We start from the raw sequence: 20,100 nt of genomic DNA, 5'->3' as shown, positions 1-20,100 counted from the left end.
TTTCGGCATTTTCTCGATCCCCTGGTATTTCACGGCCAACGGACCGTAACCTGATGCTGTCAAGACGCCAGGAGGGGGTCAGGGGCAATGCATGACGCGAACACGGGCGACGCCATCCGTCGCGAGCGGGAGCGGCGGAACATGAGCACCATCGCACTGGCCACTCGCGCCGGATGCACAGTGCGCCACGTCGAACTCATCGAGAACGGCAAGCGGACCCCCAGCCTGCCGATGCTCCGCGAGATCGCCAAGGTCCTCGGCGTGCGGACCTCCATACTCGTCGGCGAGGCTCCGCGAGAGACACACGAACCGGGACGCCCGCAGATCGCGGACGTCGAACGGGCACTGTTCACCTACCGGACCTTGATCCAGGACGTCGAGCCACCGACAGTGGAACAGCTCGCCGAGCGGGTCACGGCCGCCCGCGCCGCCTGGAACGCTTCGCCACACCGCTACACCGAAACGCTTCGCGCACTCCCCGGGCTGATCACCGACGCCGAACGCCTCGTACGTGATGGCCGGCGGGCGGCCTTCCGGGTGGCGGCCGACACCTACTCCCTCACTCGTAGCGTGTTCCGGCTGCTGGGTCGGCTCGACCTCGTCCATCTGGCGGCGGAGCGGTCGATGCGATACGCCGAAGAGTCGGCCGATCCAGTGATGATCGCGTTGGCCCATGTCAATCTCGGCCAGGCACTGCTCTCCGATGGCATGCCCCAGCTTGCCTACGAGACGGCGCTGGGCGGCATCAAGAAGTTCGAGCCGCACGTCGGCGACGGCGGCCAGCGGCACATCCGCGCGCTCGGCTCGCTGACCCTGATGGCGGCGACCAGCGTGGCCCTCGCCGGTGACCGCGGACGCGGCCGGGAACTGCTCCGCACCGATGCCCGCCGCCTGGCCGAACGCGTGGACGCCAGCAATGTGTACGACCCCTTGTTCTTCTCGCCGACCAATGTGGCGATTCATGTGTGCGGACTGGAGTATGACGCTGGCAATTCCGAAAAGGTGTTGCGATACTCCGAGGACGTGGACATCAGCACGACCCCGAGCCTGGAACGGCGCACCACACACCTGTCTCACATCGTGCGGGCCTGCGAGGACACCGGCGATGACGCGGGCTGCCTGCTGCACCTGACGCGGATCGAGCGAGAGAGCCCCGAGGAGCTGGACCACCGGACCATGCTCAGGGAGACGGTGCAGTCGCTGGTGCGCCGGGCCAGGCCGTCGTGGGCGGCGGAGGTGCGGCGCCTCGCGGGGCGGCACGCGATCCCCTGTTGACCAGCGGCGAACGCAGAGTTCGTCACGCTGTGATTCGATCACGTCGCATTGCGTGATCGTAGAGTGTGACCATGAGCCTACTTCGGTGTGACGTAGCTCCCCCGCTGCGGCATCGTGACCACCAGGCCCTCATCGCGAAGGACCTCGACCGCACGCCGGGCCGTGGCGCGTGCGACCTCGAACTCCTGCTGGAGTTGCTGCTCGCTGGGCAGTACCTGGCCCGGGGCGTACTGCCCGCTCTGGATTCGCTCGCGCAGCACGCCCGCGATCTGCAGGTAGATCGGCGTCGGGTCGAAACGATCGACGGTCACGGACGGCAACGTATGGCACGTCCCGCACGGGCCTGTCATGCGCTACGTCCTATACGTATAAGACGTCTAGTACGTGTGCGCGAAGGGTGCCGCCATGATGGTTCTGGGCGATGACCGCTTGTTCGTGGTCTGGGAGGTCGACGCCGGCGACCGTGGCGCGGGCGGCGTCACCAAGGACGAGGCCGCCGCCGAGAAGTACATGCTGGCCAAGCTGGACACCTACCCGGCAGGGCGGGGACGGGTCCGGTACGCGTGCCTCGCCCCCGCGACGCGCGGGGCGATCTATGACTACCGGTACGGCACGACCCTGGTCACCGCGCACCGGGGCAACGGCGTGACGGTCTCGGTGGCGGGGGACGCCTGGGAGATCGTTCTATGAGCGGGTACGGCGGCGTGGTGAGGGTGCGGGCGTCGCCGTACCGTACGGCGGGCCGTCGGTGGCCCGCCCGGCGCGGGCGGGGGGAAGCCGCTCCTCCCGCCCGCGCCGCACAGGCAGCACAGACCGCGCGGCGGCCCCGCCGGATCGTCCCGGGGCTCTGCCGTGCCGCACGGGGAGTTGGTAGCCCCCGTGCCCGCGCGGGCGGGCGGCAGGCCCCACCCCGGACCCGCCCGCCCGCGCCCTTCACGAAAGGCGGTGCAATGGACCAACTGAGCCCGTGGGAGCGCACCCACCTGGCGGCGATCGAGAACACCTACCCCGGCTGGCACATCCACGTCCAGAACGGATGGTGGTGGGCGAGCAAGCACACCCCGCCCACCAGAGAGCAGAAGGCGGCCGGGGTGTTGCCCGAGTTCGCCCGGCCGGGGCCGTACGAACTGGTGGCCGCGCTGACCGTACAGCTCGGCATCCTGGCCCGCATGGGCGCGGCCTGAAGCCTGAAGCCTTTCAGCCACGACCCCGGCCCGGTAGGGCCAGGGCGACCAGGACGCCGAGGGCCGCGCAGGCGAAGCAGGCCCAGAAGGCGGCCTGGAAGCCGGTCGTGAGCGCGGCCGGGCCGGGACCGTGGGTGAAGGCGACGGCGACGGAGGAGACCACGGCGGTGCCGAGGGCACCGCCGATCCAGAACGCCATGTTGCTGATGCCCGAGGCCAGGCCCGCGTCCTCCTCCCGTACTCCGGTCAGGGCGGCGACGGTGGCCGCCACGAAGGTCGTACCGACGGCGGTGCCGAAGACGAGCAGGCCCCAGAAGAGGTCGCCGAAGTAGCTGCCGTCGGCCGAGACCCCGGTCATCAGCAGCGAGCCGACCGCGAACAGCGCCATGCCGCCCACGGCCACCGCCCGGTGGCCGATCCTGGCGATGAACGAGCCGGTGAGGTTGGCGGACAGGAGGTCCATCAGGGCGTAGGCGAGGGTGCCGAGTCCGAAGATCACCGGGGTGAAGTGGAGCACCTGCTGGGCGTACAGCGAGACGATCACGTTGAACCCGAGCAGCAGCATGCCGACCAGGACCATCAGCAGGTTGCCGCCGACCAGGGGGCCGTTGGCGAACAGGCGGGGCGGCACCAAGGGGGCCTTCGCGCGGCGTTCGATGAGGACGAACAGGGCGAGCAGCAGTACGGCGGCGGCGAGAGCGATGATCGTGCGCGGGCCGGTCCAGCCGGAGGTGGGCACCTCGACCACGGCGAAGATGATCAGTACGAACGCCGTCGTGCTGGTCACCGCGCCGCCGACGTCGAACCCGCCGGGGCCGGTGGCGCGGCTCTCGCGCAGCAGTACGGGGGGCAGGGCCAGCATGGCCACCGCGACCGGGACGTTGATGAAGAAGATCCACTGCCAGCCGAGCACGTCGGTGAGCACCCCGCCGACCAGCAACGCGGCGGTCGCGCCGAACGCGCCGGTGCCGGTCCAGATCGCCAGCGCCCGGTTGCGTTCCGGGCCTTCCGCGAACGTGGTCGTCACCAGGGCGAGCGCGGTGGGCGACAGTACGGCCGCCGAGACGCCCTGCACGACGCGGGCGGCGATCAGCGCACCGCCGTTCCCGGCGAGGCCGCAGGCGAGCGAGGAGAGCAGGAACAACACCACCCCGGCGAGGAACAGCCTGCGGTGCCCGAGCAGGTCGGCCACCCGGCCGGCGAGCAGCAACAGGCCGCCGAAGCCGAGCAGGTACGCGCTGAGCACCCATTGCAGCGCCGAGGCGTCGAGCCCGAGGTCGGTCTGGATGGAGGGGAGGGCAAGGATGACGATCTGCCCGTCCAGGGCGACCATGAAGAACGCTGCACACAGGAGGGCAAGCGCGGGCCATCGGTGGCGTGCCGGGCGGGCGGCGGGCAGTGGGGGCGTGCGAGTCATACTGCTGGAGACCACCGAAGCCGGTGAAAATCGCCGCGCGACGTACGACGAATCCGCCCTGCCTGGCCGGTCCTAACCCAGGACGAGTTTCACAAGGGGGAGGACGCGAGCCATGACGACACCACAGGACCGTACCGACTTTGCGGGGTTGATCGACGAGTACCGGCAGGAGTTGCTGGTGCATTGCCGGCGCATTCTGGGTTCGGCACAGGAGGCGGAAGACCTCGTTCAGGAGACCTACCTGCGTGCGTGGCGAGCGTACGACGGCTTCGAAGGACGGTCATCGGTGCGGAGTTGGTTGTATCGGATCGCCACCAACGCCTGCCTGAACGCGATCGAGAGCCGGGGTCGCCGCCCGCTCCCCGCCGAGACGGCGGAGCCAGGGTGGGCGACCGGGGTGGTGTTCGGGGCGGTGCCCGCCGACCCGGCCGTGGTGAGCGAGACACGGGCCGGGGTACGGCTGGCGGTCACGGCCACCTGGCGGCACCTGACCCCGAAGCAGCGGGCCGTACTGATCCTGCGCGACGTGCTGAACTGGCCCGCCGCCGAGGTGGCCGTGGCGCTCGGCAGCACCAGCGCGGCCGTCCACAGCACGCTCCTCCGCGCCAGAGCGCGCATGTCGGAGGCGGCCCCTGAGCCCGACGAGATCGCCGAGCCGGACGACGCCTGCCGCCGCGACCTGCTCGACCGCTACGTCAACGCCTTCGAGAACGCCGACGCCCCCGCCCTGACCCGCCTGCTCACCGAGGACGCGGTCTGCGAACTGACCTCGTCCAGGCTCACCGGGCGGGAGGCCATCAGCCGGTTCCTGGCGAACGAGTGCCCGGCGTTCGGTACCTGCCGGATGGTCCCCACCACCTACGGCGGCCGGCCCGCGTTCGCGACCTACGCACCCGGCCCCGACGGCCGGTACCGCGCCTACTCCGTCGAAACCCTCACCCTCACCCCGGCGGGCATCAGCCGGATCGTCTCCCACCAGGGCACGGACGCCTTCCGCACGCTCGGCCTGCCGCTGATCCACCGGTGATTGGAGCACTGTCCGGATGTGGACAGTATGTGATCCGCCCATTGCGTGCCGTGGTATCGCGAAATATCGTGCGGATTCGCAAGGGAAATCGGCTCTGAGGTGGGGGCACGAACACGTATGGGAATCTGCACGGTCAGATTAGCGTCCCGGTTCGGCGGCGGAATTCATCCGATGCCTCCGCCGCCACCGGGTGACCCGGCGGCCAAAGAGGTCTTCGACGCCTGGCTCGCCTTCGTCAACCGGCACGGAATCGCCGACCTGGCCGCCAGGTGCGCGCAGGGCCGGGCGGCTCAGGTGAAGATGGAACGTGCCAGGAGTACCGCCGTCAAATCCACCTGGGGCAACGCCTCGTGCTTCGCGGTGGTCGAGGTGGTCAAGCGCGAAGGCGGCGCAATCGTGGTGGCCGCCGCGGCGGGCTGGAGCCAGAGCGAGCAGGCGGCCGAGGGCAAGGTGCACGCCGAGCGCAGCGCCATCCAGCAGGCGTTCGAGCTGCTGGGCTCGGGCATTCTGGGAATCAGCCGGGTGTACGTCGAACTCGCGCCGTGCAGCACGCGCATCGGGCGGCAGAGCGACAGTTGCGCCGAATGGCTGAGCACCATCGCGCCCAACGCCACCGTGATGTACAGCCACGACCACCCCGGCGAGATCGACGCCTGGAAGAAGCTCAACACCGAAATGGCGAAGGAAGATGAGGTCTACGAATTCGCCTCGAACTTCCTGAACGCCGGTGAGGCCAGGGTCTCCGGCGACGGTCTTTACGTGGCCTGGCGCGGCGGCCTTCCCCGCGCCGCCTACCACACCAGCGCCCAATATCTGACGGCCAAACTGGAGAACTCCCCCAGCCGGGAGGTCCCGCTCGCCGCCGCCGCCCGCGTGGACGGCACCTGACCCCTGGGCGTGGTCAGCCGGGTCTGCTCAGTGTGCCGACGATGACGAAGTTCACGTCTCGGGTGATCTTGTTCTCACCGTGGCCGCTGTAGCTGAACTCCAGGGTGTCGCCTTGGCCCAGGGTCAGGGTGATGGAGCCGTTGCGCGGGCAGTTGCCGCGCATCGCCACCCGCTTCAGGCTGGCGACGTCGCCCACCACCTTGACCAGGCGGGATGTGGCGACGCAGCGGTACTCGACGTAGTGCTCGGTGATCTGCTTGGCGGAGATGTCGAGGCGTAGTTCGTCGCTCGCGCCCGGGTAATAGCGGACGCGGCCCTGCCACTTGCCCTTGAAGGCGGCGGGAAAGGCACGCGGCGCGGGCGTCGGGGTGGGGGTCGGGGTCGGGGTGGGGGCCACCGTGGGCGTCGGAGTCGGCGTGGTCGTGGTCGTGGGGCGTACGGCGGTCGCGCCGCGCGGAAGCACGATGAGCGCGACGGTCACCATGATCGCGACGGCCACCATCGCGCCGCCGACCGCCAGCCGCTGCACGATCCGCCCCCGCTCCGCACCTGCCCCGGCAGGCGGCTCCGGGGCGGGGGTGCCCATCAGGCGGAGGCAGATGTCGACCATGGTGGGGCGGGCGGCCGGGTCCTTGGCCAGGGCCGCGCGGACGATGGAGCGCAGCGGCTCCTCAAGTACCGAGACGTCCGGCTCGGCGGTGAGGATCCGGTGCATCACCGCCGGGATCGTGTCACTGCCGAACGGCGGCTGCCCGGTGGCCGCGTACAACATCACACAGCCCCAGGCGAACACGTCGGCCGGTGGCTCCGCCTTGTGCCCCGCGAACTGCTCCGGGGCCATGAAGCCGGGCGTCCCGAGGATCTGGCTGGTCTGGGTCGTCGGGTCGGTGAGCGCGCGGGCGATCCCGAAGTCGATCACGCGCGGCCCGTCCGGGCCGAGCAGTACGTTGCCCGGCTTGAAGTCCCTGTGGACCACCCCGGCCCGGTGGACGGCCGCCAGGGCCGTGGCGGTGGCCACCGCGAGGCGCTGGAGATCGGCCCCGGCGCGTACGCCCGCCTGGGCCAGCGACGGCCCTTCGACGTACTCGCTGACCAGGTACGGCGGGTCGGCCTGGGGGTCGGCGTCCACGATCCGCGCCACGCAGAACGGCGCGACGCTGCGCGCCGCCGCGATCTCCCTGGCCAGCCGCTCGCGGGCCCGGCCGTCGGCGCCCTCGCCGCGCAGGACCTTCACCGCCACCCGCCCGGCGGGCCCCTCACCCAGGTAGACGATCCCCTGACCGCCGCCGCCGAGCCGCCCGAGCAGCCGATGCGCGCCGACCTGATCCGGATCGCCCGGCCGTAACGGCTCGGCCACGTCCGCCTCCTCGCTCCCGCCCAACGGCGATCATACGCATCCATGACAGACCGCCCCGGCATTCAACGGGCCAGGGCACTCAGGGCGTTCAGGGCGCGGGCGCGCGCGGTCTCGGACTCCTCGGCGCGGGCGCGTTCGCGGGCGTACTCGCGCATCAGGTCGTGGAAGGTGTAGCGGCCGGGCGCGCACTCCTCGATGAGGTGGGCGGCGGCGAGTCCGCAGAGCAGGCGTTCGGTCTCGGCGGGGGCGGTACCGGTCAGGGCGGCGGCCTCGCCCGCGGCGAAGGCGGGACGCGGGACGAGGCCGAGCAGCCGGAACAGCCGCCGGGACGGCGGGTCCAGCCGCTGATAGGACAGGTCGAACGCGGCGCGCACCGCGGCGCGCGGGTCTCCGTTCAGGGCGAGCGAGGCTAATCGTGGACCGGTCAGCCGGCGTACCTGATCGCCCAGGTCCGCGCCCGGCCGGGACAGGATGCCCGCCGCCGCGATGCGCAGCGCCAGCGGCAGGTAGCCGCAGGCCCTGGCGAGTTCGGTGGCGGCGTCCCGGTCGGCGGACAGCCGTTCGTGGCCGAGGATCTTGCCGAACAGCGCGCCCGCCTCGTCGGGGGCCAGCAGGCCGAGCGGCACGGGCACCGCGCCGTCGCGGGCGACCACCCCGGCCAGGCGCTCCCGGCTGGTGATCACTGTGGCGCAGCGCCCGCCGCCGGGCAGCAGCGGGCGGACCTGCTCCTCGGAGGCGGCGTTGTCCAGGATCACCAGGACCCGCCGGTCGGCGAGCAGGCTGCGGTAGGCCGCGCTGGCCTCCTCGACGGTGTCGGGCACCCGGTCGGCCGGTACGCCGAGCGCGCGCAGCAGCCGGCCGAGGGCCCGCAGCGGGTGCAGCGGCCGTTCCGGCGAGTATCCGTGCAGGTCAACGTAGAGCTGACCGTCCGGGAAGCGGGCGCGGACCCGGTGCCCCCAATGGACGGCCAGCGCGGTCTTGCCGACCCCGCCGCCGCCGGTCACCACCGCGACCGACGCCGCCTCCCCGCCTGCGGCGATCGAGTCGAGCAGGCGTAGTTCGCGCGCCCGCCCGGTGAACTGGCCGGGGCCGGGCGGGAGCTGCGCGGGCACCGCCGTGGGTTCGGGGCCGGTCTCGGGCACCGCGTACAGGGTCGGGGAGCGGCCGGCGGGAACGTTCCCGCGCAGGATGCGCTGCCGCAACTGCCGGAGTTCTGGTCCGGGGTCCAGGCCCAGCTCGTCCACCAGCCTGCGGCGGGTGCGCTCGTACCGTTCCAGCGCGTCCACCCGCCGCCCGGTACGGCAGAGCGCCAGCATCAGCAGCCCGACCAGCCGCTCCCGGAACGGATGCTCGGCGACCAGCGCGATCAGCTCGGGCACCAGCGTGGCGTCGTGCCCGGCGCGCACCTCGGCGTTCAGGCACTCCTCGGTGACCGCCAGCCGTTCCTCGTCGAGGGAGTCGCGCAGCCGGTCCAGCAGTTCCCCGCCGGAGACCCCGGTCAGCGGCTCGCCCCGCCACAGCTCCAGCGCGTGCCGCAGCCCGGCGGCCCGCGCCTCGTCGGTCTCGGCGGCCCGTGCTCGCGTGACCGAAATTCGGAATTCGTGGATATCGACCTGCTCGGCGGGGAGGCTGAGCAGGTAGCCCTGCGGGGAGTACGCGATCGTGACGCCGGCTCGGGCGAGGGCCACCCGCAGCCGCGAGACGTACCCCTGGACGAGGCTGCGCGCGCCCGCCGGGGCCCGCTCCCCCCACAGTCCGTCGATCAGCCGCTCCATCGCGACGACCCGGCCCGCGTCCAGCGCGAGCAGCGCGAAGGCGGCCCGTTGCCGGGGCGGGCCGAGTGAGATCTCCTGGCCTTTCTCCCAGGCCCGCACCGAACCGAGTAATCCGATCGTCAGCCGCGGCCCCTGGCCTGGTGCTTGTGCTTGTGCCGACATGTCGCTCCCTTCTTCCTTGCGAATGCGATTACCGGCAGTCATAGGAGGGGCACAAGTCGCAGTCCAGCCGAAATCCTGACCGGATCAGGCCGAAGTGCAGCGTATCCCGGCACGCTGAGGCCGCATCCGACAGTTCAAACCTTCTCGACGGTTCATACGAAGGGTCACGGCGGGAGAAATCGCCTCCGGCCGGCGCCGGATCGCCTTTCCCACAGTCCGCGTCCCTTCCGGAAAGAGGCAGCATTGTCATATCCGCAGCACGATGTGATGAGGGCCTTCGCCGAGGCGGTGGCCCGCCATCCGGACCGGCCGGCGTTGGAACACGGTGACGGCGTCCTGACCTACGCCGAGCTGGACGCGTGGGTCCGCGCGACGGCCCGGCGGCTCGGGCCCCGCCCGGGGGCGGTCGCGGTGCCGGCCACGCGCACGCCGGCCACCGTGGCCGCGCTGCTCGGAGTGCTGGCGGCGGGCGGCACTTACGTGCCCATCGACCCCTCGCACCCTCCGGCCAGGCAGCACGAACTGATCACCGCGAGCGGCTGCACCGCCGCCCTCGGCACCGGACCGGCCCTTCCGTACGGCGTGCGTCAGGTGGCCCTCCCCAACGCCACCGACGAGCCCGGCGAAATCGCGGCCGTCGCCGGCGACGATCCCGCGTACATCCTGTTCACCTCCGGCTCCACCGGGGCGCCCAAGCCGGTGGTCACCCCGCGCCGGGCCATCGGCGTGGTGACCGGCGCGCTGCGCGAGCTGTTCGGCATCACCCCGGACGACCGCGTACTCCAGTTCGCCGCACTGAACTGGGACACCTGCCTGGAGGAGATCCTGCCCGCGCTCACCACGGGCGCGGCGCTGGTCTTCTGCGACGACGCGCACTCCGGGTCCTTCCGCCGGATGCTGCGCGCGATCGAGGCCGCGCGGGTCACCGTGCTCGACCTCCCCTCCGCGTTCTGGCACGAACTCGTCCGCCACCTGGTGGACGAGCGGGCCGCGCTGCCCCCCTTGGTCCGGCTCGTCGTCATCGGCGGCGAGGCGGTGAGCGCGGCCCGGCTGTCGGACTGGCGGACACTCCGCACCGACTCCATTCGTCTGATCAACACCTATGGATGTACCGAGACCACACTGATCACCCACGCCGCCGACCTCACCGCCCCCAGCCGGGGCAAGGTGCCGATCGGGCACCCGTTGCCGCACGTCAGGCAGCACATCGGGGAGGACGGCGAGCTGCTGATCGGCGGCCCGTCGCTGGCCCTGGGCTATCGCGGCCTGCCCGCGGCGACCGCCGAGCGGTTCGTCGAGCGCGACGCCGTCCGGTACTTCCGCACCGGCGACCGGGTCTCGACGACCCCCGGCGGGATGCTCGTCCACGAGGGACGGCTGGACCACGAGCTGAAGATCCGCGGCGTCCGGGTGGACCCGGGCGAGGTCGAGGGCCAGATGGCCGCCCATCCGGGGGTGGGCGGGGTGGCCGTGACCGGCGTGGCCACCGGCGACCACACGACCCTCGCCGCCTACGTCGTGCCCCGCGCGCAATGGCCGGCCGGTGACCTTTCCACCGACCTCCTGGAATTCCTGCGCGACCGCGTACCGGCCCATCTGGTGCCCGGCCGGATCACCGTCGTGCCGGAACTCGTCTACACGCCGAGTGGAAAGGCCGACCGCGCCGGTACGCACCGCCGATATGCCGCAGGAAACCAGAAGAACCCGACCCCCAAGGAGGCCGTTTCGTGAATGCCGACGCACTCGCCGACCTTTTCCGCCGCGTGCTGGAAAACCCCGACGTCAGCGCGGACAGCGACTTCTTCGTCAGCGGCGGTGATTCACTGCTGGCCACTCGCGTGCTGAGCGGTATCGCCCGCGACTGCGGCGTCGAGCTGGGTTTCGACGATTTCCTTTCCGCGCCCACTCCCGGCGCGCTGGCGGAGAAGATCGCGAGCCGGGCATGAGCGTCGTCGTCGTGGGAGCCGGTCTCGCCGGGCTCACCGCCGCCCGCGACCTGCTGGCCCGGGGCGTCGAGGTGACCGTGCTGGAGGCCCGCGACCGGGTGGGCGGCCGGACGTACGGCCTCGAAGTCGCGCCGGGCGTGTGGGCCGACGCGGGCGCGGCGTACCTGGGCCACCGGCACACCGCACTGACCGCCCTGCTGGCCGAACTGGACCTCAAGACCACTCCCACCGCCATGGACGGCGACAGCCGGTTCGAGCTGGGCGGCGACGTCGAGACCCGGGCGGGCCGGTTTCCTCCGCTGTCGGCGGTGGCGCTCGGCGAGCTGTTCGACGCGCTCACCGACCTGTGCGCGAAGGTCCGCGTGGACGCCCCCTGGCTGACCCCGGACGCCGCCGGCCTGGACCGGCGGACCGCCGCCGGCTGGGCCGCCGAGCACCTGCGGCACCCGGACGCGCGCCGGTTCTTCCCGCTGTTCCTGGGCGAGATGATGGCCGCCGACCCGGCGGCGGTGTCCGTCCTGCACATGGCGTTCTACCTGCGGTCCGGCGGCGGGCTGCGGTATCTGAACGCGTTCGCGGGGGGCGCGCAGGAGGACCGGATCGACGGCGGCGCGCACCAGGTGTGCGAACGGCTGGCCGCCAGGCTCGATGTACGCCTCGGCGAGCCGGTGCGCGCGATCCACCAGGACGGCGACGGCGTGACCGTTGTGTCGGCGTCCGGGCAGGTCAGGGCCGGTGCGGTGGTGGTCGCGGTGCCGCCCGCGCTGGCCGCCGCGATCGACTTCCGGCCCGGCCTGCCGACTCCCCGGGCGCGGACCGCGACCGCACCCGGCTGCGCGGTCAAGGTCCACCTGATCTATCCACGGCCGCTGTGGCGGGAGTACGGGCTGTCCGGCTGGACGGTCAACGCGACCGGCCCGCTGCTGTCCACCGTGGACGACTCGCCGCCGGACGGCGGCGCGGGCGTGCTGACCGGGTTCGTGACCGGCGCGGAGGCGCACCGGTTCGCCGCGCTGCCCGCCGCCGAGCGGCGCGAACGGGTGCTGGCCCAGGCCGCCCGGCTGTTCCCCGAACTGCCCGCCCCGGCGCAGGTCCACGTCACGGACTGGATCGGCGAGGAGTACAGCCGCGGCTGCTACGCGGCGCTGTTCGGCCCCGGGGACTGGGGCCTGCTCGGCCCCGGCCTCACCGCCCCGCACGGCCGTGTCCACTGGGCCGGCACCGAGACCAGCACGGAGTTCTTCGGGCTCATGGAAGGCGCGATCCGCTCGGGACACCGGGCGGCCACGGCGATAGCCGAAACACAGGAGGAGCAATGACGGAGACCACGTCCATCGCCCCGCTCGACGTACGGCAGGCGTTCATGACCGAACCCGGTCTGGGCGCGGGCAACTTCCTGGACCACGCCCTGGCGGCCAACCCGAACCGCGGCGTGCCGTTCATCTACAGCCACCACGAGGACCATCGCGGCGGCGTGGTGCTGCGCGGGCACAGCCTGACCGACCTGGCCGCGCTGCGCGACCGCTACGCCAAGTGGTACCGGGCCAACGGCGTACGCCCCGGCGAGCCGGTGGCCATCGTGGTCGCCGAAGGGCTGGAGCCGCTGGTCCACTTCCTCGCGCTGACCGCGCTGGGCGCGATCCCGGCGCTGGTCAACGACGCGATGCGGACCGACGTCATGGTCCGCTACCTCGACCACGTGGGCGTGGTCGGCATCGTCGCCGACGACACCACCAAGCTGCTGCTGGCGTACCGGGACGACCCGGCCCGCCGCCCCCGGTTCATCGCCCTGTCCGCCGAGGTGCGGGCGCACGACGCGGCCTCCGGCGAGCTGCCGGAGACCTACCCGCACCGGCACGCGCCCGACGACCTCGTGGCGCTGATCCACTCCTCCGGCACGACCGGCACGCCGAAGTCCACGACCCTGGGCCACCGCAGTTTCTGGGACGGCAAGCAGCAGCGGATGGTGCGCTTCCCCGCCGAGCCGTACGACAAGCTGATGTCGCTGATGCCGCACACGCACGCGGGCGGGCTCAGCTACTTCCTGACCGCGGTGCTGCTCGGCCTGCCGACCGTGGTCATGTCCGACTGGCGGCGCGCGGTCGTGGAGCCGGTGATGGAGGCGTTCCAGCCGACCATGGTCGCCTCGTTCCCGAGGACGTTCGTGGAACTGGCCACCGGCGAGCCGCCGGCCAAGGCCGCGGCGAAGGTCCACACCTGGTTCAACACCGGGGACAGCGCGCACTACGGGCACATCAGGAAGCTGGTGCGGCTCGGCGAGCGGCCCGCCGGGCTGATCAAGCCGTGGCTGCTGCCCGGCGGCGGCCCGGACGACGAGCCGCGGCCGGGGTCGCAGTTCATCGACGGGCTGGGCTCCTCGGAGATGGGGATGGCGCTGTTCGGCCAGGTCACCACGCCCGAGACCGAACGCGCCGACCGCTGCGTAGGCAGGGCCCAGGAGGCGGTGATCAAGGCCGCGGTACTGGACGAGAACGGCGCCGAGGTGCCCGACGGCACGGTCGGCCTGCTCGGTGTGATCACCCCGTCGCGCACCCCGGGCTACTGGCACGACAAGCGGATGACCAGGAGCTTCGAGCTGAACGGCTACTGGCTGACCGGAGACGTGGCCTGGCGGGACGGCGAGGGCCGGTTCTACCACCTGGACCGGACGGTGGACGTGATCGACACCGCCGCCGGGCCGGTCTACAGCCTGCCGGTGGAGGAGGTGCTGATCGCCGACTGCGCCGGCCTCGTGCAGGACTGCGCGGTCGTCGGCGTCCCCTCCGGCGAGGGCCAGCGGCCGATCGCCGTGGTACGGCCCCAGGCCGAGGCGGCCGGTGTCACCGCCGAGGAGGTACGCGAGCACGCCAACAAGGCCCTCGCCGACGCGGGCCTGGCCCCGCTGGCCGCGGTGATCATCGCGGGCGGCGACGACGAGTACCCGCTCGGCCCCACCGGCAAGGTGCTCAAGCGGGAACTGCGCACCCGCCACGCCGGGCTGCTGACCGGATGAGCGCCGACCCGTACGTGTACGCGCGCCGGCCGCTCACCGAGCCGGACTGGCGGCGGCTGCCCGGCTGGCGCGACGTCACCGTGGCGCAGTGGCGCGACGCCCAGTGGCAGCGGGCGCACTGCGTGAAGGACGCGCGGCAGCTCCGCGCGGTCGTGGGCGACCTGTTACACGAGTCGTTCTACGCCGACCTCGCGGCCGACGCCGAACGGTTCGCGACCATGCCGGTGCTGGTCACGCCGCAACTGCTCAACGTGATGGCGGGCGACGCCGGCCCAGGGACCTTCACAGCGGATTTCCTGGCCGACCCGGTGCGCAGGTACCTGATGCCGGTGCGGTCCGACCGGCACCCGGAGTGGCCCAGCCACCCGTACGCCCAGCGCGACTCGCTGCACGAGGCGGAGATGTGGGCGGTGGAAGGGCTGACCCACCGGTATCCGACCAAGGTGCTGGCCGAGCTGCTGTCCACCTGCCCGCAGTACTGCGGGCACTGCACCCGGATGGACCTGGTCGGCACCTCGACCCCGCAGGTGACCAAGGCCAGGCTCGTGCTGCGGCCGGTGGACCGGCAGGAGCTGATCCTGGACTACCTCAAGCGCACGCCCGGCGTCCGGGACGTGGTGGTCTCCGGCGGTGACCTGGCCAATCTGCCGTGGCCACGGCTGGAGACGTTCCTGACGCGGCTGCTGGAGCTGTCGTCGGTGCGGGACATCCGGCTGGCCACCAAGGCGCTGGTCGGGCTGCCGCAGCACTGGCTCCAGCCGGACGTGCTGGAGGGCATGGCCCGGGTCGCGGGCCTCGCCCGGCGGCGCGGGGTGAACCTCGCGGTGCACACCCACGCCAACCACGCGCGCTCGGTGACGCCGCTGGTCGCCGAGGCGGCGCGGGCCCTGCTGGACGCGGGCGTACGGGACGTGCGCAACCAGGGCGTACTGCTGCGCGGGTGCAACACCACCCCCGCCGACCTGCTGGACCTGTGCTTCGCCCTCCAGGACGAGGCGGGCATCCTGCCGTACTACTTCTACGTCTGCGACATGATCCCCAACGCCGAGCACTGGCGGACCCCGATCCACGAGGCGCAGCGGCTCCAGGAAGCGATCATGGGCTACCTGCCCGGCTACGCCACGCCCCGGATCGTGTGCGACGTGCCGTACGTCGGCAAGCGCTGGGTCCACCAGCTCGTGGAGTACGACCGGGAACGCGGCGTCTCCTACTGGACCAGGAAACACGGCCTGGGCCTGGGCGGGGACGCCGACCTCGACCGGAAGTACCCCTTCTACGACCCGATCGACACCCTGCCCGAGCCCGGCCGCCGCTGGTGGGCCGGCAAAGAGAGGCGACCATGAGCACGCTGCGCCGGATGTGCTGGATCTTCCCCGACCGGGAGTCCACCAGGACCACCGCGATGTGGCACACGTTCTTCTGGGACATGTACGCTGAGGTCGCCGCCGAACTCGGCATCTCCTGGACCATGCACGCCCCCGACGCGGTGACCGTGGACGGCCTGCGCCCCGGCGAGCCGCGCGTCTACGTGGACGGTGAGCGGGTCACCCCGGCCGACACGCTGTTCATCACCGCGCTGTACTCGCTGCCCTACCAGTCGATGGACGTGTTCAACCAGTACGCGCTGTACGCCGTGCTGGAGCAGGCCGGTTTCTACCTGCCGTTCCCGCCGTGGCTGTCGCCGATCGCGAACGACAAGCTGGCCACGGTACTGCACCTGGCCGACTCGCCCGTCCCGCCGATCCCGACCCTGCGCATCGGCACCGGGCGGGACGTCGGCAAGCACCTGTACGAGGTGGCGCTCGGCGGCCTCACGTACCCGGCGATCGTCAAGCCGGCCGGGTGGTGCGGCGGCGGCGGGGTGAACCTGGCCCGCGACGCCGAGGAGATCCGCGGCCTGGCCAGCCTGGCGCAGGGCGGGGACACGACGCTGGTCGTCCAGCCGTACCTGGGCGACGGGACGGTGGACTACCGGGTCTACGTCGTCAACGGCGAGCCGTACGCGGTCATGAAGCGCATCCCCGAGCCCGGCTCCCCGGTCGCCAACGCCAGCAGGGGCGGCGCGATGGAGTTCCCGCCGGTGCCGCCGGAACTGGCCGCGGCCACCGCGTACTTCGCCGAGAAGCTGCCCATCCCGTTCTTCTGCGTGGACTTCCTGTTCGACGGGGAGCGGTACTGGTTTTCCGAGCTGGAGCCGGACGGGGTGATCGCCCCCGACTTCGGCGACCCCGCCCGCGCGCTCCAGCGCGACGTCACCCGCGCCCGCTGGACCGCCTACCGGGACGCCCACGCCCGCCACCACGACACCCGAGAGCTGGTGACCCTGTGAACGCGTTCTCCCTGACGCCCGCCGCCGCCGAGCCGTACCTGCACGTGGCCCGCCGGTCCCTGGACCGGCTGCGCGGCGTGCCCGCGCTCGCCGCCCGCTACTCCGGCCACGGCGAACCGCGCACGCTGGACGACGTGGCCGCGCTCCCCCCGCTGGTCAAGGACGACCTGAACGTGGCGCTGGCGCACCTGCGGCCGGCCGCCGAGCGCGGCGCGACCTGGCTGTTCCAGAGCGGCGGCAGCACCGGCGCGCCCAAGGTCGGCTACGCCCCCACCGGCTTCTACATGCGGGGCGTATACGAGCAGTGGCGTCCGCTGGACCGCGACGACGTGTTCGTCAACGGGTGGGGCGCGGGCCGGATGTGGGGCGCGCACTTCCTGGCGGGCGCGTTCGCCGACCTGTCCGGCTGCCAGGTGATCGCGCTGGGGTCGGTGGGCAGGGACGAGTACGGCGACTGGCTCTCGTTCTTCGCCGACCGCGAGGTGACCGCGTTCGGCGGAACGCCGAGCGTGCTGCGGCTGTGGTTCGCGCACGCCAGGGCCACCGGCGTGAAGCTGCCGGCGCTGCGCAAGGTGCTCTGGCTGGGCGAGGCGTGGCACCCGCAGCTCGAGGAGGACATGGCGGCGGTGGCCCCGGACGCCCGTCGCTGGGGGATGTTCGGCAGCACCGAGACGTGGGTGGCGGGGACCAACACACCGCAGTGCCCGGCGGACGTGTTCCATCTGCTGCCGTCGCAGCTCGTTGGGGTGGACGCGGACTCGGACGGACTGCTGGACTTCACCACGCTGGACCCGAACGTGCTCAACCCGGTGCTGCGGTACCGGACCGGCGACGCGGGGCGGTTCGTGACGTGTTCGTGCGGGCGGGAGGATCGGGCGCTGCGCATCCTCGGGCGCCGGGATTCGGTGGTGCAGGTACGCGGGCTGGGCCTGCACGTGGACGACATCGTGGCGCGGGCCGAGCGGGAGCCGGGGGTCACCCGGGCGCAGGTGCTGATCACCGAGCGGCAGGGGCGGGTGGCTTCCGTGGACGTCCTGCTGCTCGCCGGTCCAGGGGCTTCGCCGGAGCGGCTGCGCCGGGACCTGATGTCGGGCACGTTCACGATCAGTACGGCCTTCCAGCACGACCCGGAGTCCTTCCGGGTGTCGGTGGTGGACGAGCTGATCAGCAACGGGCGCACCGGCAAGACCTCCGGCTTCGTCGTGCGGGAGGAGCCGTGAGGCTGCCGCGCGGCCTGGGTCTGGGCCGCGAGTTCGGCCTGTTCTGGGCCGCGCAGTCGGTGAGCCTCGTGGGCGACCGGATCACGGTGTTCGTGGTCCCGACCCTGATGATCGTGGCGCTGGACGCGTCGCCGTTCGAGGTGGGCGTGGTGGCGATGGCCCAGTACCTCGGGATTCCGCTGCTCGGGCCGGTCGCCGGGGTGCTGGTGGACCGCTGGGACAAGCGGGCGACCCTGCTGGTGTGCGACCTCGTGCGGATGGCGGCGGTGCTGGTCATCCCGGTGGCGTACTGGCTGGGGGTGCTGTCCACGCCGCTGCTGTTCGGGTGCGTGGCGCTGATCAGCGCCGCGACGATCTTCTTCAACATCGGCTACCTGGTCGCGGTGCCGACCACGGTGCCAGAGGACCGGCTGGTGCGGGCGTACTCGCGGCTGGAGGGCAGCCGGACGGTCGCCGAGGTCGGCGGCCCGTCGATCGCCGGCGCGCTGTACCACGCCTTCGGGGTGGCCACGCTGCTCGTGGACGCGGCCAGCTACCTGGTTTCGGCCGGGTGCGTGCGAGCCATGCGGCCCTGGGGCGGCACATCGGTGCCGGAGGGCGGGATGTGGGCGCGGCTGCTGCTCGGGTTCCGGCTGAACTGGGCCGATCCGGTACTGCGCCGGGTGATCGTCGCCGCCGTGACGCTGAACTCGGGCGGGCCGATCTTCGTGACCGTGCTGCCGGTGCTGGCGTACGAGGGGTTCGGGCTCTCGGCGGGCGCGCTCGGCGCGGCCATGTCGGTGGCCGCGTGCGGCGCGGTGGCAGGCGCTCTGGTCGCCCCTCGGATCGGCGCCCGGCTCGGACTCGGCCGCACGCTGGCCTGGGGGCTGCTGCTGCACTGCCTGGTCGGGCTCGGCATCCTCGCCGCGCCCGCGCTGCCCGCCGGGCCGGTGATCGCGGTGACGTTCGGCTGCTACGGCTTCTTCATGTCGTGCATCAACGTGTGCAGCGCGCCGATCCGGCAGTCCCGGATGAACGCCGACAACCAGGGCGTGATGCACGCGGCGTTCCGCACCGCGACCTGGGGGGTGATCCCGCTGGCCGCGCTGGTGGGCGGTACGGCGGTCACCCTGCTCACCGGCGGCATGGGCGTGCTCGGCGCGGCCCAGGCCGTCATGGTCGGCGGCACGCTGCTGGCCGCGTTCTCCTTCCTGCCCGCCCTGCGGGTCCAGCCGCTGCTGGACCGCGCCCGGCGGGACGCCGAACCCGCGGGGAGCCTGACATGACGACACTGCTGATCACCGGGACGTCCTCGGGCATCGGCCTGGCGACTGCTGTTATGGCCGCTCGCGCCGGGTACACGGTGGTGGCCACGATGCGCGACCCGGAGGCGCGGGGTGCCGGGCTACGGGCGGCGGCTGCCGAGGCCGGGGTCTCGCTGGACGTACGCCGGCTCGACATCACCGACGCCGTGTCCATCGCGGACTGCCTGGAGGGGGTGCGCGAGACGTACGGCGGGCTGGACGCGCTGGTCAACAACGCCGGGATATCCAATTTCGACCCGACCATGGAGATGTCCACCATGGCGGCCCTGCGGGCCAACCTGGAGGTCAACTTCTTCGGGGTCATCGCGGTGAGCCGGGTGGCGATGCCGATGCTGCGGGCCGCCCGGGGGCGGCTGCTGACCATCGGCAGCGTCCATGGGGTGGTGGGCCAGCCGTTCAACGAGGCGTACGCGGCGGCCAAGGGCGCGGTGGAGGGCTTCATGGAGAGCCTGGCGCCGGTCGCGGCCGAGCACGGGGTGCGGGTGAGCGTGGTCGTGCCCGGTTTCGTGCGAGACACCCGGTTCGGGTACTTCCCGGACGTCAGCCGTAAGACGATCCGGCGGGACTCGGGGCCGTACGCGCCCGCGTTCGACCGCTACTTCGAGTGGGCGGTGAACGCGGGGTGGGCCACGGCCGGGCAGTCCGCCCAGGAGGTGGCGGAGGTCGTGGTCGGTGCGCTGGCTCTGGACGAGCCCGCCTTCCGTATCCCGACCAGCGCATGGGTGGCGGAATACCTGGCGAGCAAGCTCGCCGACGTGGACGGCTCCGCCGTACAGGCCATGGCCCGGAGCTGGCTCGGGGCCCCGGTGTGAGCGGCATCGACACGGCCTGCCGGACGCTCGGCATCACCGTCGAATCTGCTGGTCCGGGCCGGGCGCGGCTGCGGATGCGGGTCACCGCCGAGATGGTCAACGGGCACGGGCTCGCGCATGGCGGGTACGTGTTCCTGCTCGCCGACGCGGCCTTCGACCGGGCCTGTAATTGTGGCGGCCCTTTGACGCTGGCGCAGAGCGCCCAGGTGACCTTTGTCCGCCCGGTCATGCCCGGTGACGAGCTGGTCGCCGAGGCCACCGAACGGGTCAGGTACGGCAGGCACGGCGTTTACGACGTCACCGTGTCGCGGCCGTCCGGCCAGATCGTCGCGGAGTTCCGCGGCCAGAGCATCACCCTGCCCCGTACTTCATGTACTTCATGAAAGGAGGC

At 72.1% G+C, this 20,100-nt stretch carries 19 protein-coding genes; 15 read left to right on the top strand and 4 right to left on the bottom strand.

The features are described from left to right. Positions 1 to 87: 87 nt before the first annotated feature. The gene (locus tag ACH34R_RS11705) at positions 88 to 1,275 is read left to right on the top strand and encodes a helix-turn-helix domain-containing protein (RefSeq protein WP_397561382.1); all 1,188 of its coding nucleotides are present in this window, start codon (positions 88 to 90) and stop codon (positions 1,273 to 1,275) included. 77 nt (positions 1,276 to 1,352) lie between these two features. On the opposite strand, the gene ACH34R_RS11700 is transcribed toward ACH34R_RS11705, so the two are convergent. After that, positions 1,353 to 1,586 (bottom strand): GntR family transcriptional regulator, encoded by a 234-nt coding sequence (locus ACH34R_RS11700; protein WP_199537516.1) that lies wholly within the window; start codon positions 1,584 to 1,586, stop codon positions 1,353 to 1,355. Positions 1,587 to 1,680: 94 nt separating this feature from the next. Between ACH34R_RS11700 and ACH34R_RS11695 the strand changes: the two genes are divergently transcribed. Next, the gene (locus ACH34R_RS11695; RefSeq protein WP_397561381.1) at positions 1,681 to 1,965 is read left to right on the top strand and encodes a hypothetical protein; all 285 of its coding nucleotides are present in this window, start codon (positions 1,681 to 1,683) and stop codon (positions 1,963 to 1,965) included. A 260-nt stretch (positions 1,966 to 2,225) separates the two neighbouring features. Continuing rightward, positions 2,226 to 2,459 carry a hypothetical protein gene (locus ACH34R_RS11690; RefSeq protein WP_397561380.1) on the top strand — a complete coding sequence of 78 codons (234 nt, stop codon included), beginning with the start codon at positions 2,226 to 2,228 and terminating at the stop codon, positions 2,457 to 2,459. Between the two features lie 13 nt (positions 2,460 to 2,472). Here the strand turns inward: ACH34R_RS11690 and ACH34R_RS11685 are convergent, their stop codons facing one another. Further along, entirely contained in the window at positions 2,473 to 3,876 is a 1,404-nt protein-coding gene (locus ACH34R_RS11685) for an MFS transporter (RefSeq protein WP_397561379.1), read from the bottom strand. 112 nt (positions 3,877 to 3,988) lie between these two features. On the opposite strand from ACH34R_RS11685, the gene ACH34R_RS11680 reads away from it, so the two are divergent. Further along, positions 3,989 to 4,903: an RNA polymerase subunit sigma-70 gene (locus ACH34R_RS11680; protein WP_397561378.1), complete on the top strand. Its 915-nt coding sequence runs from the start codon at positions 3,989 to 3,991 to the stop codon at positions 4,901 to 4,903. A gap of 171 nt (positions 4,904 to 5,074) precedes the next feature. Further along, positions 5,075 to 5,791 carry a hypothetical protein gene (locus tag ACH34R_RS11675; protein ID WP_397561377.1) on the top strand — a complete coding sequence of 239 codons (717 nt, stop codon included), beginning with the start codon at positions 5,075 to 5,077 and terminating at the stop codon, positions 5,789 to 5,791. A 13-nt stretch (positions 5,792 to 5,804) separates the two neighbouring features. On the opposite strand, the gene ACH34R_RS11670 is transcribed toward ACH34R_RS11675, so the two are convergent. Then, positions 5,805 to 7,148 carry a serine/threonine-protein kinase gene (locus ACH34R_RS11670; protein ID WP_397561376.1) on the bottom strand — a complete coding sequence of 448 codons (1,344 nt, stop codon included), beginning with the start codon at positions 7,146 to 7,148 and terminating at the stop codon, positions 5,805 to 5,807. Positions 7,149 to 7,210: 62 nt separating this feature from the next. Continuing rightward, positions 7,211 to 9,085, bottom strand: coding sequence for a BTAD domain-containing putative transcriptional regulator (locus ACH34R_RS11665; RefSeq protein ID WP_397561375.1), 1,875 nt, complete (start codon positions 9,083 to 9,085; stop codon positions 7,211 to 7,213). Positions 9,086 to 9,352: 267 nt separating this feature from the next. Here ACH34R_RS11665 and ACH34R_RS11660 point away from each other — a divergent pair, with 267 nt between their 5' ends. The 10 genes from ACH34R_RS11660 to paaI are packed head-to-tail and all read left to right on the top strand — an operon-like array spanning position 9,353 to position 20,092. After that, positions 9,353 to 10,816, top strand: coding sequence for an amino acid adenylation domain-containing protein (locus ACH34R_RS11660; RefSeq protein ID WP_397561374.1), 1,464 nt, complete (start codon positions 9,353 to 9,355; stop codon positions 10,814 to 10,816). Continuing rightward, complete coding sequence (locus tag ACH34R_RS11655) at positions 10,813 to 11,031, top strand: phosphopantetheine-binding protein (RefSeq protein WP_111165651.1); 219 nt, start codon at positions 10,813 to 10,815, stop codon at positions 11,029 to 11,031. Before ACH34R_RS11660 ends, ACH34R_RS11655 begins: the two co-directional genes overlap by 4 nt. After that, positions 11,028 to 12,350, top strand: coding sequence for a flavin monoamine oxidase family protein (locus ACH34R_RS11650; RefSeq protein WP_397561373.1), 1,323 nt, complete (start codon positions 11,028 to 11,030; stop codon positions 12,348 to 12,350). The genes ACH34R_RS11655 and ACH34R_RS11650 overlap by 4 nt, the downstream gene beginning before the upstream one ends. Beyond that, positions 12,347 to 14,044: a class I adenylate-forming enzyme family protein gene (locus tag ACH34R_RS11645; protein WP_397561372.1), complete on the top strand. Its 1,698-nt coding sequence runs from the start codon at positions 12,347 to 12,349 to the stop codon at positions 14,042 to 14,044. The genes ACH34R_RS11650 and ACH34R_RS11645 overlap by 4 nt, the downstream gene beginning before the upstream one ends. Beyond that, positions 14,041 to 15,387: a KamA family radical SAM protein gene (locus ACH34R_RS11640; protein ID WP_397561371.1), complete on the top strand. Its 1,347-nt coding sequence runs from the start codon at positions 14,041 to 14,043 to the stop codon at positions 15,385 to 15,387. Before ACH34R_RS11645 ends, ACH34R_RS11640 begins: the two co-directional genes overlap by 4 nt. Beyond that, positions 15,384 to 16,373: a RimK family alpha-L-glutamate ligase gene (locus ACH34R_RS11635; protein ID WP_397561370.1), complete on the top strand. Its 990-nt coding sequence runs from the start codon at positions 15,384 to 15,386 to the stop codon at positions 16,371 to 16,373. Before ACH34R_RS11640 ends, ACH34R_RS11635 begins: the two co-directional genes overlap by 4 nt. Then, positions 16,370 to 17,593 (top strand): AMP-binding protein, encoded by a 1,224-nt coding sequence (locus tag ACH34R_RS11630; RefSeq protein ID WP_397561369.1) that lies wholly within the window; start codon positions 16,370 to 16,372, stop codon positions 17,591 to 17,593. The genes ACH34R_RS11635 and ACH34R_RS11630 overlap by 4 nt, the downstream gene beginning before the upstream one ends. Then, positions 17,590 to 18,858, top strand: coding sequence for an MFS transporter (locus ACH34R_RS11625; RefSeq protein WP_397561368.1), 1,269 nt, complete (start codon positions 17,590 to 17,592; stop codon positions 18,856 to 18,858). Before ACH34R_RS11630 ends, ACH34R_RS11625 begins: the two co-directional genes overlap by 4 nt. Continuing rightward, positions 18,855 to 19,709: an SDR family NAD(P)-dependent oxidoreductase gene (locus ACH34R_RS11620; RefSeq protein ID WP_397561367.1), complete on the top strand. Its 855-nt coding sequence runs from the start codon at positions 18,855 to 18,857 to the stop codon at positions 19,707 to 19,709. Before ACH34R_RS11625 ends, ACH34R_RS11620 begins: the two co-directional genes overlap by 4 nt. Then, complete coding sequence (gene paaI / locus ACH34R_RS11615) at positions 19,706 to 20,092, top strand: hydroxyphenylacetyl-CoA thioesterase PaaI (protein WP_397561366.1); 387 nt, start codon at positions 19,706 to 19,708, stop codon at positions 20,090 to 20,092. Before ACH34R_RS11620 ends, paaI begins: the two co-directional genes overlap by 4 nt. Positions 20,093 to 20,100: the final 8 nt, after the last annotated feature.

It is taken from the genome of Spongiactinospora sp. 9N601, assembly GCF_044326295.1.
Classification (GTDB): domain Bacteria; phylum Actinomycetota; class Actinomycetes; order Streptosporangiales; family Streptosporangiaceae; genus Spongiactinospora; species Spongiactinospora gelatinilytica.
Note: the sequence above shows the minus strand (reverse complement) of the source record. Positions and strands in the feature narration are given on the sequence as shown.